The 14548-nt window shown below is 51.1% G+C and carries 7 protein-coding genes; 6 read left to right on the top strand and 1 reads right to left on the bottom strand.

Translation table 11 applies throughout. The features are described 5' to 3' along the window. Nucleotides 1-539: 539 nt before the first annotated feature. The 6 genes from U9S71_RS12540 (at nucleotide 540) to U9S71_RS12515 (ending at nucleotide 13219) form a co-directional block, all read left to right on the top strand. Nucleotides 540-1160, top strand: a complete 621-nt coding sequence (locus U9S71_RS12540; RefSeq protein ID WP_326327848.1) for a hypothetical protein — start codon at nucleotides 540-542, stop codon at nucleotides 1158-1160. 27 nt (nucleotides 1161-1187) lie between these two features. After that, nucleotides 1188-2603 carry a D-alanyl-D-alanine carboxypeptidase/D-alanyl-D-alanine endopeptidase gene (dacB, locus tag U9S71_RS12535; protein ID WP_326327847.1) on the top strand — a complete coding sequence of 472 codons (1416 nt, stop codon included), beginning with the start codon at nucleotides 1188-1190 and terminating at the stop codon, nucleotides 2601-2603. A gap of 80 nt (nucleotides 2604-2683) precedes the next feature. Continuing rightward, complete coding sequence (locus tag U9S71_RS12530) at nucleotides 2684-4990, top strand: NADP-dependent malic enzyme (RefSeq protein WP_326327846.1); 2307 nt, start codon at nucleotides 2684-2686, stop codon at nucleotides 4988-4990. A gap of 6 nt (nucleotides 4991-4996) precedes the next feature. Next, a complete protein-coding gene (ruvA, locus tag U9S71_RS12525) occupies nucleotides 4997-5578 on the top strand; it encodes a Holliday junction branch migration protein RuvA (protein ID WP_326327845.1) in 582 nt (193 codons plus the stop codon). Nucleotides 5579-5689: 111 nt separating this feature from the next. Continuing rightward, nucleotides 5690-12673, top strand: a complete 6984-nt coding sequence (sov, locus tag U9S71_RS12520) for a T9SS outer membrane translocon Sov/SprA (protein WP_436410327.1) — start codon at nucleotides 5690-5692, stop codon at nucleotides 12671-12673. Nucleotides 12674-12721: 48 nt separating this feature from the next. Further along, entirely contained in the window at nucleotides 12722-13219 is a 498-nt protein-coding gene (locus tag U9S71_RS12515; protein WP_326327843.1) for a hypothetical protein, read from the top strand. A gap of 85 nt (nucleotides 13220-13304) precedes the next feature. On the opposite strand, the gene U9S71_RS12510 is transcribed toward U9S71_RS12515, so the two are convergent. Then, nucleotides 13305-14534, bottom strand: coding sequence for a DUF4998 domain-containing protein (locus U9S71_RS12510; RefSeq protein WP_326327842.1), 1230 nt, complete (start codon nucleotides 14532-14534; stop codon nucleotides 13305-13307). Nucleotides 14535-14548 lie beyond the last annotated feature (14 nt).

Here is a 14548-nt window from a genome sequence, read left to right as displayed (position 1 = left end):
TGTTTCCCGATCCTCCGCTTGACCGAATACAGACACATAGCCGAAAGTACAAAAATAAACACATCTAAAAATAACTAACGGCGGAATGGGTGCAATTCAAATTCGGTAAGCTGCGTTTTTCCTGATGGCCGCCGCATATACGTACAAGTATGCTATCTGCTCATCGACGAAAAAACTATCAAACGAGAATTTGGAAATCTCGCAGCTATCGAAGACAACTATGCCAAATACGTGGTATCCATGGACCCAATCATGCCACCCAACACATATAAGGGCATTCGTCAGGTCTCGCTCCGCACCTTCCTTTTGATGGAGACATTTTGAACTCCGTGAATTAGCGGGGAACGACGGATCTCAGGTCGCCATAGGAAATCAATTCAATTCTACAATCGGCAACAGAATGTTAATGCGTTTGCCCCTGATTCCCGCGCCAACCGCATTGGATATTAGACTACTTTTTCTTATCTTAGCCTGTCACCAACGATTTCCGCATGCTTCGAATGCTACTTATTGGATTGACATTGTTCTTGTTTGGTCGTTTGAACGCACAAGAACCACGTCAATACACGCAGGGCAAGGTCATCCCTTCGGTCATTGAAGAAGCCGTGCTGCAGGCATTATCTCATTATCCTGCATTAAAAGAAACATCCATACACTTTGTTTTTACAGACAAACTGAAAAAATCCATCATGGCAGCGAGGCCGACCATCGGATCGTTGTTTAAAAAGCGACGAAACCGGACGTATAAAGTGTTGATTAATCCAGCGTTCAAACTGGACTATGGCATCGAATCCATCAACCAGATCCCAGACAGTGTGATGGTGGGTTGGCTGGGGCATGAGCTGGGCCACATCATGGATTATGAAAACAAAAGCACTTGGGAAATGATAGGCATGGGTATCTCCTATTCGCTGTCGCGGAATTACATTCGTAAGGCCGAGCGTTTGGCCGATGCCCACGCCGTGGACCATGGAATGGCTCCCTACCTGGTGGTGAAGAAATATTTTATTTTGAACCATACGGAGCTACCACAGGCGTATCGCGATAAAATCGAGGCCCTTTACCTTTCGCCCGAAGATATCGATAAATTAGTGGCTGACCTGGAATCCGACGATATGGGTGAGCAAACGGAATTACCAAGTATACCGGGTAATAGCTAACTTAGCCCCCTAGAAAAACACCGCTGCATGCAACGCATATTACTATCGGTATTATTTTTAGGGTTTGTACTACCGGCAAGCGCCCAACCATTGGCTCAGCGAATCGCCGCTGCATTCCGAACGTTTGAAACCCACGAGAGCTTGGCCAATGGGATCGCCTCACTAACGGTCATCAACGCAAAGACGGGAGAAGTCGTGTTTGCAAAAAACGAAAAGATGGGCTTGGCGCCTGCTTCCACCTTGAAAACGGTAACCTCAGCCACCGCTTATTATGTGCTTGGCGCAAACCACACGTTTGGAACCACACTCTATTATACGGGCCAAATTGACCCGTCGGGCACGTTAAAAGGCGATCTTATTATCCAAGGATCGGGCGACCCATCCTTAGGCAGCGATCGCTTTCCGCAAACGGCCGACACCGCCTTGCTGTCGGATTGGGCACAAGCCGCAAAGGCTGCGGGTATCCGTAAAATTGAAGGACGGGTTATCGCCGATGACCGGCTATATAACGGGCAAACTGCTCCAAGGGGTTGGACATGGCAAGACATGGGCAACTATTATGGTGCCGGTGTCTCTGCGCTCAATTGGCGCGAAAATTCAGTAGGCATCAATTTCATTGCGGGGGCCTCGCCGGGAGATGCCACACGCATAGGCAATACGACGGCCGACCTCGGCTATGTGCAATTGGTAAACGAAACGACTACCGGCAACCGCGGCACGGGCGATCGCGTTTACGCATTTTCAGCGCCTTATTCTAGCCGTGTTTACTTGAGAGGCACCTACGGCATCGACCTGAAAAAAACCATTTACCTTTCGTTGCCCGATGGCGCCTACGACGCTGCCTACCAACTGCAAGGCGCACTGCAACAAAACGGAATTGCGGTAACGGGCACACCCACTACAACCCACTTACTTCTGCTGGCAGGGCATACCCTACCCGGTGGAGGTACCACCCTCCACACCCATCGCTCGCCCACACTGGGTGAACTGGTCTACTGGTTCAACCAAAAAAGCATCAATTTGTATGGTGAGGCGCTCTTATTGGCCATGGCACAAAGCCAAACCGGAAAATCGACCACCCGCGATGGCGCGGACATGCTCCAGGAGTTTTGGGCAGCAAAATTGGAGCTACCTCCCAACGAAATGAAAATCATGGACGGCAGCGGGCTATCGCCCGAAAACCGGATCACGACCAACGCACTGGCCCGCATACTGACGTCGGTTAAGGGCGAACCTTGGTTTGCCAGCTATTTCGAAAGCTTACCCACTTACAACGGGATGAAGATGAAAAGCGGAACGATTGGCGGCGTGCTGGGTTATGCCGGATACCAAACCAACCGAGATGGCACTCCGTTGGTGTTTTCGCTGCTGGTGAATAACTATAACGGATCGGCTACACCGATGCGGCGACGGATGTTTCAATTGCTGAATGTGCTTAAGTAAGCAACGGATGAAGATAAACTATTACCTTTGCACCAATCGCTTGCGGACAACGCAGCGCACGCACAAAAAACCAAAAACGCATGAATAAGACGAATCGGAAGCAGGATGCCCTCGACTACCACGCCAAGGGGAGACCGGGTAAAATAGCAGTTGTACCTACAAAACCTACACAATCACAACGGGACCTATCACTGGCCTACTCGCCCGGCGTAGCCGAACCCTGCTTACGGATAGCCGAAAATAAGGAAGATGCCTATAAATATACGGCAAAAGGCAACCTGGTTGCGGTAATAAGCAACGGCACGGCCGTGCTGGGCTTGGGCGATATCGGACCTGAGGCCGGAAAGCCAGTGATGGAAGGCAAAGGATTACTATTCAAGATATTTGCCGACATCGATGTCTTCGACATTGAGTTAGACACCAAAGACGTCGACGAATTTGTTCGGATTGTAAAATGCCTGGAGCCCACCTTTGGCGGGGTCAACCTGGAGGATATCAAAGCTCCGGAGTGCTTTGAGATAGAACGCAGGCTCAAAGAGGAGTTGAACATCCCCGTAATGCATGACGACCAACATGGCACGGCAATTATTTCGGGGGCGGCGCTGATCAACGCCTGTGCACTACAGAAAAAGAAATTAGAGAAGGTTAAAATTGTCGTAAACGGAGCTGGCGCTGCGGCTATCTCATGCACCCGGATGTACATCGCGTTGGGCGCCCGCAAGGAAAACATCGTCATGCTCGACAGTAAAGGTTGTATTCGCCACGACCGGCCGGACCTCGATGCTACAAAAGCAGAATTTGCCACAAAGAAAAAGATAGCATCACTAGCGGATGCGCTTAAAGGTGCCGATGTGTTCATTGGCCTTTCCAAAGGCAACGTGGTTACGGCCGAAATGCTGAAAACCATGGCAAAAAATCCCATCGTGTTTGCGATGGCTAATCCCGACCCTGAAATTGCGTATCCCTTAGCGGTGGAAACGCGTCAGGACGTCATTATGGCGACCGGCCGTTCCGATTACCCCAACCAGGTAAACAACGTGTTGGGATTCCCCTACATCTTCCGCGGCGCTTTGGATGTAAGGGCCACAGCCATCAATGAGGAGATGAAAATAGCGGCGGTGATGGCGATTGCCGAGCTGGCCAAACAGCCCGTTCCGGAGGCGGTAAACCAAGCTTACGATGCGCAAAATCTGAAATTCGGCCCTGACTACATCATTCCAAAACCTACTGATCCTAGACTCATCACCGAGGTAGCCCCTGCCGTGGCGCAGGCCGCCATTGATACGGGTATAGCGCGCACGCCGATTACCGATTGGGACCGATACCGTGAGGAACTACGGCAACGGTTGGGGCAAGATGATCGCATCATGCGGAACCTGAGCGAATCCGCTAAACGCAACCCTAAACGCGTGGTCTTTACGGAAGCAGACAATTATAAAACCCTACGTGCGGCACAAATTGTTAAAGAAGACGGTGTGGCCATCCCCATACTGTTGGGCAATAAAAAGAAAATACAGCAGCTGATTGACGACAATCTACTGGAACTGGCCGATGTGCCCATTATCGATCCCGTGGAGGAAAAAGGTGGCGAACGCTTCCAGAAATATGTAGACTTTCTCTATGGCAAGCGGCAACGTCGGGGCGTTTCTTATTTAGATGCCCAAAAGCTCATGCTCGACAGGAATTATTTCGGGGCAAGCATGGTGCAATTCGGTGAGGCTGACACCCTCATTTCGGGACTCACGAAAAACTACGCTACCGCCATTCGCCCCGCACTGCATGTCATCGGCACCCAACCGGGAAGCAAATTGGCTGGAATGTATATGATGCTGACGGCCAAAGGACCCGTATTCTTTGGCGACACGACGGTAAATGCGAACCCCACGGCCGAAGAACTGGTAGACATTACCATCTTGCTCCACGAAACGGTAACGAAAATGAATATCACCCCGCGTATCGCACTGCTTTCCTACTCTAACTTTGGATCGAATAGTGGCGACGTGCCGGATAAGGTACGTAAGGCGGTCCAGATACTCCATAAATCGCACCCCGACATACAGGTGGATGGTGAAATGCAGGCAAATTTCGCGATGAACAGTGAGTTGCTGGCTTTCAACTTTCCCTTCAGTACGCTGAAGGGTTCGCCCGCGAACACCTTGGTATTCCCCAACCTCGAATCGGGCAATATTGCGTATAAACTGCTGCAGGAAATTGGCGGCGCAGAGGCCGTGGGTCCTATTCTTCTGGGCATGAACAAACCCATGCATATTCTGCAATTGGACAGCTCGGTACGCGAGATCGTCAATATGGTCACCATTGCCGTGGTCGACGTACAGTCGAGAGAACCCCAAACCAGTAAACAGACAAATAACCAGAAAAAGAAATAACACGACATGTATGAATACCTGAATGGGAAACTGGCGTATAAAGCCCCCACGCATGTGGTCCTCGATGTTGGTGGCGTGGGTTACCATGTCCATATCTCGTTACACACCTACACACAAATCAAGGACAACGAACAATGCAAATTATTCATCAGCTTCCAGGTACGGGAAGATGCACACACGCTCTTCGGTTTTGCGGAAGAAGGTGAACGCCGGTTATTTGAGCACCTGATATCGGTATCGGGCATTGGCCCGAACACGGGTCGGATGATCCTTTCGTCGATTACGCCCGAGGAAATACAAGAAGCTATCATACAAGGAAATGTACCCCTCATCAAACGCATCAAAGGGATCGGTCCGAAAACGGCACAACGGATGGTCCTTGAATTGCAAGACAAACTGAAGAAACAGGGGCCAGACGCGTTGACCGTGGTACACCGGCACCAGAGTATACCCGAAGAGGCCTTGAGTGCCTTGGTTATGCTCGGGTTTGCCCGCATACAAGCCGAAAAGGTGCTTGCCGGCGCACTTCAAAGTAATCCCGACTTAACCGTAGAAGCCTTGATTAAGGAAGCGCTAAGGAAACTTTGAGGTTTTTTATATAACTTGGCCGCGTAAATTGCTGTTTCGCGTATTATAAATAACGTCTACTTGGAAAGAACATTACGAATCCGTCTTTTGTTACTGCTATTGCCGCTATTCATGGTGGCCATAAATGGACGTGTACTAGGTCAGGTGCGCGATTCGCTTGGCCGAGATAGCATCAAGCTGCGGTACCCGATAAACGACCTTCCTTTCCTCAATCTTTACCAAAAAAAACAAACGCTCGACCTTGGTACGCCATCAAACATCGAACGGGAGGTGATATTTGATCCGGTGACCCGCCAATACATTATCCGTGAAAAATTGGGAAACCGATTATACCGGCCATCGCAATACCTCACCATTGATGAGTATCGGGAATACGAGCGTAATTTACTGAAACGGGATTATTGGCGCACGCTCTCCGATCAGCAACTAGCTGACTATAGGCAAGATCGGTTAATACCGACCATCTATGTTCAAAGCGAAGCTTTCGAGAAGATTTTCGGTGGTAATACCATCGATATCATCCCCCGTGGGAGTGCCGATATCAGCATCATGGCGCAACGAAACAAGAACGCCAACCCCATGTTCAACGAGCGGCAGCGGCGCCAGTGGGGGTTCGACTTCGACCAGCGCATCCAAATGAACTTGACCGGGCAAATCGGTGATCGGTTGAAGCTAACGACCAATTACAACACCGAAGCACAGTTTGATTTTGAAAACCAGATCCGGTTGGACTACACCGGAAAGGACGACGATATTATCAAGCGGATCGAGCTGGGAAATGTGAGCATGCCGCTCAATACCACACTCATTAACGGCACACAGGCTTTATTTGGTGTTAAAACGCAGCTGCAATTCGGCCGATTGAACGTAACGGGTATTTTCTCGCAACAGCGATCGCAGCAGCGAGAGATCACCATCAAGAACGGCGCACAGGAAAGCGAGTTTGCACTGAAGGCCGACGAGTACGAAGACAACCAACACTATTTTCTCGCCCAATATTTCCGCGATAATTTCAACAGGGCCATGGCCTTGGCTCCCATCTTAACAACCGATGTAAACATCACCCAGATTGAGGTGTGGGTAAGCAACCGGAGTAATTCGGTAGACGACTCGAGAGACGTATTGGCATTGATGGACCTCGGGGAATACCAGCCTTATAATACGGCAATCATCAATCCGGGGAATACGCGCTACCCTTCTACGGGAATACCGGGGGAACCCGTGCAATGGTATTCCAACACCCTCATGCAGGTGTTGCCAGATGATGCGCGGCTTACCCAATCTAATGGTGCACAGCAGTTTTTCCAAGGTAATGGCGCTAATGACAACTACGCGAAGCTCACTTATGCGCGAAAGCTCCGCGAAGGCACGGAGTATACAGTAGACCGCCGATTGGGCTTCATCTCGCTCAATATGCCGCTCAATAATGATCAGGTGCTGGCCGTAGCCTACCGCTATACGGCGGGCGGGCGTGAATACCAGGTGGGCGAATTCTCCACCGATGTGCCGGTGACTCCCTCCCAGCCCCAAATGCTGGTGGCCAAACTACTGAAAAACGAGATACTGAAGACGAACCTGCCCATTTGGGACCTGATGATGAAAAACATCTACTCCATCGGTGCTTACGGCGTGGGACAGAATAATTTCAGATTCAACATTTATCGTATAGAAGATGAAAGCGGCGTGGAACGGCCTGCGATGTACGAAGGGCAGAACACCCAAAACAAACTGTGGATACAGCTTACGGGGCTCGACCGGTTGAACCCCCAAAACGCGCAGCAACCCGATGGTTTCTTCGATTTCCTTCCCGATATCACGATTGATCCTGAGCGTGGCCGTATCATGTTCCCGTTGGTAGAACCTTTCGGTAGCGATCTGGCCAGCCAATTCATGCCGGGAGCCGAACAGGCGCTAATCGACAAGTATACGTACCAAGCACTGTATGACTCTACCAAGGTAATCGCGCAGCAGTATTTCCCCAACCAAAACCGATACCTCATCAAGGGGTCGTATGAATCGGAGGTGGGCACCGAATTCCAGTTGGGCGCCATCAACGTGCCACGCGGTTCGGTACAGGTCTTTGCGGGGCCGGCGCCCTTGCAGGAAGGCGTCGATTTCATGGTCGATTATGACATCGGTCGCGTGCGCATCCTCAACCAAGCGCTCCTGCAATCAGGGCAACCCATCCGCATCAAAATGGAAAACAACCAGCTGTTTGGCCTGCAGCAACGCACCATGCTGGGTGGCCGGCTCGACTATGCGGTAAACGATAAGCTGCAGTTGGGTGGCACCATCATGAGCCTTACGGAGCGTCCGCTCACTCAAAAGGTAAATATCGGGGAAGAACCGATTTCCAATACCATGTGGGGCTTGGATATGGCTTATAATTCACCATCACGGTGGCTCACACGTATGGTTGATAAGATTCCATTCCTTGATACCAAAGAGCCGTCGTCTATCTCATTCTACGGCGAATTCGCACAGTTGCTACCGGGGCATCCCCGGGCATTGAACTTTGCGGGTACGCGCAGCGGCATCACCTACATCGACGACTTTGAAAACAGCCGCTCCTTTATCGATATCAAAGGTGCCTTCACGTGGCAGCTGGCGGGCACCCCACAGCTCTTCCCCGAAGCCCAATTGACGAACGATCTCCAATACGGATTCAACCGGGCACGCTTCGCTTTTTATAACATAGACCCGATATTCTACCGCGACATCAACCTCACGCCGAAAAACATCGGCGAAACGGAACTGTCTAAACATCGGGTGCGCGAAGTGTTGGAACAGGAGGTTTTCCCCTTCCGCGAATCGACTACCGGCCTACCCATTTTCCTATCCACATTAGACTTGGCGTTTTACCCAACAATACGCGGGCCCTACAATTACACCGCGACGGGAGTAAACGCCGACGGCACGCTGGCTAACCCCCGCAGCCGTTGGGGCGGCATGTTCCGCAAAATCGATGCGCCCGATTTCGAAGCCCAGAACATCGAGTTTGTGGAAATATGGATGATGGACCCCTTTCTAACCAATCCCGATTCGGATGGGGGTGATTTGTATTTAAACCTCGGCAACATTTCGGAAGACATCCTGAAAGACGGACGGAAAGCCATCGAAAACGGCATGTCCCCTTCCGGTGACCTGTCGCAGATCGACGAGACCAACTGGGGCCGCGTACCCCGCAACCAACCCGTTATCCAGGCATTTGATAACGACCCCACAGCGCGGGCGCGTCAGGACATCGGTTTAGATGGCCTCATCGATGCAGACGAGCGTGGATTCCACGGTGATTTCCTCAGCCAAATGCAAGGCTTGCTGATGCCCGATGCCTCACAAGAGCTCACGAACGACCCATCGGGCGATAACTTCCAGTATTTCCGCGGCCCGGAACTCGACGGCCAGGACGCAGGTATCCTCAAACGGTATGAGCGGTTTAACGGACCAGAGGGCAATTCGAGAACACCCGAACAGTCCGTGGGTGTGGAGACTTCAGCATCGACGCTGCTTCCTGATGGCGAAGACATCAACCGCGACAACAACATGAATGAGGCCGAGGAGTATTATCAATACCGAATATCGCTCCGGCCACAGGACATGCAAGTAGGCGAGAATTTCATTTCCGACATGCACACCGCCAAGGTGGAGTTGCGCAATGGCAGTACAACAGACGTAAAGTGGTACCAATTCCGCATCCCACTCACCCAATTCGAAGATCGTGTGGGCGATATCCGCGATTTCAAATCCATCCGGTTCGTCCGCATGTTCATGACCGATTTTGCTGACACCGCCGTGGTCCGACTGGCACAATTACAGCTGGTGCGGGGCGAATGGCGTAGGTATAACGCGGAAAACAATAACGCGAAAGTAATCGCCGACCCCAGTATGGGGGCCGTACCGCTCGATAACTCGACCATTGAAGTTGCTGCTGTAAACATTGAACAGAACGGCAACCGGCAGCCCATTCCTTACGTGGTGCCACCCGGTATTGAGCGCCAGCTCGACTGGGGTAACCTCAACAACAACGTACAACTCAACGAACAGTCGCTTTCGCTCGATGTGGAAAACCTTCGCGATGGCTATGGCCGCGCCGCCTACCGTACGGCCACCAATGATTTCCGGGCGTATGGTCGACTTGAAATGTTCATCCACGCCGAGGGGCAGTACTTGGAAGACGGCGAATTCCGGGCATTCGTACGGGTGGGCACAGACGACCAGTACAATTACTACCAGTATGACATGCCGCTGAAAATAACCCAGCCGGGCACCCGTGACGCGGAACTGATCTGGCCACAGGAAAACCGCATGAACATACGGATAAGCATTTTCCAGGAAGCCAAAGAAGCACGCAACAACGCGACCCTCAACGGGCAGCCGTGGCCCTATAACGAGCCGTTCACCTTCTTCGATGGCGACAACCGCGTTACCATACTAGGACAGCCCGATATCAGCAAAATACGCTTTTATATGCTCGGCGTCATGAACCCCTTACGCGATAGCGAAGTAAGCACACCCGGCGACGATGGCCTGGATAAATCGGGCCTGTTTTGGTTCAACGAACTGCGGCTCACCGATTTTGACGACAAAGGAGGCTGGGCCGCCACAGCACGGATGAATGCCCAACTCGCCGATTTTGCAAACATTACGGTATCAGGCAGTAAGAGCACCATCGGCTTTGGTTCCATCGAACAGCGCATCGGTGAGCGGAGCCGCAGTGACGATCTGTATTTTGACTTGGTGACCAACGCCGAACTGGGTAAGTTTTTCCCGGCCAATTTCGGACTCCGGATACCGCTTTTCTTTAGCTATACCCGCCAGGTGGGCACGCCCGAATATAATCCGTTGATACCTGACATTGAACTGAACAGTGCATTAGCGAATCTATCGCGCAACCGAAGGGATTCGTTGCTGCGCGCTACGCAGGATTTTACCACGCGCAGAAGCTTAAATTTCACCAATATACGTAAGATACGCACCAATATCGAGAAACCGGTGCGCCCGTGGGATATTGAAAACTTCAGTGCCACCTACGCCTATTCACAAAATTACCACCGCGATTACCTTACGGAAACCGCGCTACAGAAGAATTACCGGGCAGCGTTGGATTATACATTTGCGAGCAATGATGACCTTACGTTTGAGCCCTTTAAAAAATTGATCAAAAGTAAACACTTGGGTATTCTTAGCGACTTCAACTTCAATTTGATGCCGTCGCTGCTCAATTTCCGGATCGATGTGAACCGCATATACAATGAAAATACGTTGCGCGTAAATAACTCGGCCGACAACTTCCTGCCGGCCATGGGCACGCTGTACAATAAGAATTTCACCATGAACCGTATTTACGGGATCAGTTGGAACCTATCCAAATCGCTGAAACTCGATTTCAACGCCACCAACTATGCCATTGTGGACGAGCCCGATGGACGTTTGAACGGACTCAAACGAGATACGCTGTGGGAAAACTTCTGGCGCCTGGGCCGTACCACCGATTACAACCACATGTTGAACATTACCTATACGCTACCTATCCATAAATTGCCGGGGTTGGACTGGATGAATATCGATGCGCGCTATGGCACACAATTTAACTGGCAAACCGAGCCCCGATTGTCTATGCTCAGTGCTGACATCAACATGGGTAACAGCATCCAGAACTCGCGTACCATACAGGTTAACCCCACCCTCAATATGGCGGGCTTATACAACAAGTTCGGATTCATCCGGAATAATACCGGTCTGGATGCCAGTGGTACGGCGGCCTTTTTTACCGGTCTTTTAACGAGCATCAAAAATGTCAATGCCGCCTACACGCGGGTGCAAAATACGTTCCTTCCGGGCTACACACCACGGACCAATATGTTCGGGTATGATTTTGACCGTAATGCACCCGGTTGGGGCTTTCTTTTCGGAAGCCAACGCGACATCCGCCAGCGAGCTGCCGAGAACGGATGGATTACCACGGATACGCTGCAAACCCAATTGTACATGACGTCGCTCACGGAAGACCTATCTATCCGGGCGATATTAGAGCCCATCCGCGACCTGAATATCGAGTTGACAGCGGTAAAGCTCAACAACGAAAATTACACGACCTCGTTTCAATATTCGACGGCGGCCAATGATTTCCGGAGCCTCACCCCTGTTACCACGGGTAATTACAGCATCTCCTACCTTACCCTAGGCACTGCGTTCAAGGACCATGAGGCATTGTTCCGCGAATTTGAACGCAACCGTCAAACCATTTCCCGGCGATTCGGCCAGCTCAACCCGAATTCCCTCGGAGAAACCGATGGTTACGCGGACGGATACAATCGCACGGCTCAGGATGTCGTGGTCAACTCGTTCCTTGCGGCTTACCGTGGAAAAGATGCCCGCAGCGTCAAACTCGGTAGTTTCCCGAAAATACCCATACCCAATTGGAACATTACGTACAACGGGCTGAATAACATCCCGCTGTTCAGCGAGTTCCTTACGTCGCTGACCTTACGGCACGGGTACAACACCCGATACTCGATAAACGGCTATAACTCATTGATTCGATATAACGAAACCAGTGGATTCCCATCCGAACGGGATGTTAACACCAATTTCCTCCCTGAGTTCCAGTTCCAACAGGTGTCTATTTTCGAGCAGTTCACGCCGTTGATCGGCTTTGATGCCCGATTTAAGAACAACCTCACGGCCAACGCCGAGTACCGAAGGGCACGCACGTTGAACCTCAGCCTGCAGAACAGCCAACTGGCGATGCTCAGCGACCAGGCGTTCGTATTCGGCGCGGGCTATCGTGCCACGGGTTTCCAGATGCCCTTCGGCTGGTTCAGCGGTTTCCGTATGGACAACGACCTGAACTTCCGGTTGGATGTATCGATCAACGATCTGAAAACATTGGTGTATCGGTCAGACATCAACGAGTCCGAAGTGTCCGCGGGCAACAAGAGTATCTCCTACCGGCCATCGGTCGACTATGTAATCAACCAGCGATTCAACATCAGGCTGTTCTTCGACAGTAACTCGGTACGGCCATACACCTCACAGACGTTTGCAACTTCGTATGCCAACTTTGGGTTTAATTTACGGTTGATGCTGCAGTAGCGTAAATACATTGCTGAGCTGGAAGCCAATGGTACATATTGGGATAACTTGGGAGTGCAGGGGACGGCTCCGGGAAAATTAAATGAAGAGACCGCGCACGGCGCAGCAGGTGCCGCGCGTCATTGCGGGGGCGCAGTGAGTCATTGTTGGGGCGCAATGGAATGCGCCGGGGGTGCAGCGCCACCCGGAGGGGCTGCGGCGGCACATGGCAGTAGTACGATGAAGCAGGACGGGGCTACAGTGCCCCGGTGCGCTTGGACAACGCTAGCCAGCAGGGGTACCAACGAACGTTGCCGGGGCATAGCCCCGCGTTACGGCGGGACAACGGACCGCTACAGGATCATATCGAACGACTGTCGGGCCACCGGGTTCCACAACAGGGTAACACGGCCGCAATGCGAAGGAACGGCAGTCCGCCTTGCCCACGAAACGCTTTTAAGGGACGCGACAGTGAAACGCTGCCCCGATACTACAGCTCGCTGTCCGCCTGCGGCGGTGCATCGTCATCCCTGCGGGGCGGCTTTCTCCGCCTACCCCATTCCGTGACATGGGCAATTTATAACTATCGTTACCAAAAAAACCGCCCCAAATTTTACTTTTGAGACGGCTTCTTCCAAATGCTAAACTTATTTTATTTCACTAACGTTCCCCAGAGGCTGATTTCCGCAAGTAAAATTCGCGGCGGCTGCGTAGGATTGAAATGCTCAAGACTTCTGAATCTGATGTACCTGACCGTTGCATCGGGATCGATACCATCGCCCGGTACAAATTCAAATTCCAAACCATTGTCAGAAAGGGCAATATCTTCAGCTGTGGGAGCCTGCCAAGGATCGGCTATTCCATTACCCGACGGTTGAACACATTCAAATTGACCCAAAAGCGTCCAGCTGTCATCCAGGCTACCGTCCGGATTCGGGTCTAATGATCCGTATATTTCAAATACCCTCGGATGGCCTTTGCTCCAACGATCGTCATTACTATTGCGTGGCCACAGCTTCATCTTACTCAATTTCGCTTTCAAGCCCAAATCCCACGTGAATGTAGTTGGTAAAGTTACCGGATTTTCGGAGTGCATGAAATTGGTTGTATTTCCATCCCAAAACCGCGGCAGGGGATAACTACCATTCATTCCCATATCGCCCGGCAGATTCTTTTCGCCCCAAGTCGTCTTTGGGATTAATAACACCGGATCGATCATTCTTTCGATCGTTGCCGCTTGGAACACATCGATGGCCAGCGAGTCTGGTTTATGTGCCGTACTGTAGGATAACGGCTTAGCGATGTTGAAGTAGGGAAGCAGGGTTTCGGTTTCCGACGTATCGACTTGCGTGGTCTGGCTGGCACCGTTTATATCCGTCCAGTTCAGCTGGATGCCCACTTCAGAGCTTTCGACATCCCCCCAATTCAGTTGAAGGTCTTGTCCATCGTAATAGGTACTCTTCAACAAACGATTGGTCAGCAAGCCCCGATAACTGTCGCCATACACCGTACCCAGTATTTCAATCGGGATAGACTCATTCCCTTCATCGTCATAGGTATGAATCATAAAGGAATAGGTGTTTTCGCTGATTGGGTCAATAACATAGCTGATCGTATCCAAGTCTGCAGCCACCGGTAATTCAACCGAGTCGGTGTAATTATTCCAGAATATTTTCGCTTTCTGTATTCTGGGATCGGTACCCCGCAGCCACGATATTTTGATGCGCTTATTGCCGGGAGATGCAATCGGTTTCTGCGCCGGCCCCGGATATATCAATCCGTTCGGAACAATATAACCCTCGTATATGTCCGTTTGGCTATCGCATGAAGAGAATCCTAAAATGACCCCAATAAAGATGACAAATATTATATTCTTCATCATAAATGATTTTTAAT

The organism is Parapedobacter flavus (assembly GCF_035818675.1).
GTDB classification, from domain to species: domain Bacteria; phylum Bacteroidota; class Bacteroidia; order Sphingobacteriales; family Sphingobacteriaceae; genus Parapedobacter; species Parapedobacter flavus.
The sequence above is the reverse complement of the archived record's forward strand: the minus strand, read 5'-3'. Positions and strand labels throughout refer to the sequence as shown.

What these genes read in the sequence shown, in the direction of transcription:
- sov (WP_436410327.1), top strand. Translation starts at nt 5,690, where the DNA reads ATGGTGGCCATAAATGGACGTGTACTAGGTCAGGTGCGCGATTCGCTT.
- dacB (WP_326327847.1), top strand. Translation starts at nt 1,188, where the DNA reads ATGCAACGCATATTACTATCGGTATTATTTTTAGGGTTTGTACTACCG.
- ruvA (WP_326327845.1), top strand. Translation starts at nt 4,997, where the DNA reads ATGTATGAATACCTGAATGGGAAACTGGCGTATAAAGCCCCCACGCAT.
- U9S71_RS12530 (WP_326327846.1), top strand. Translation starts at nt 2,684, where the DNA reads ATGAATAAGACGAATCGGAAGCAGGATGCCCTCGACTACCACGCCAAG.
- U9S71_RS12510 (WP_326327842.1), bottom strand. Translation starts at nt 14,534, where the DNA reads ATGATGAAGAATATAATATTTGTCATCTTTATTGGGGTCATTTTAGGA.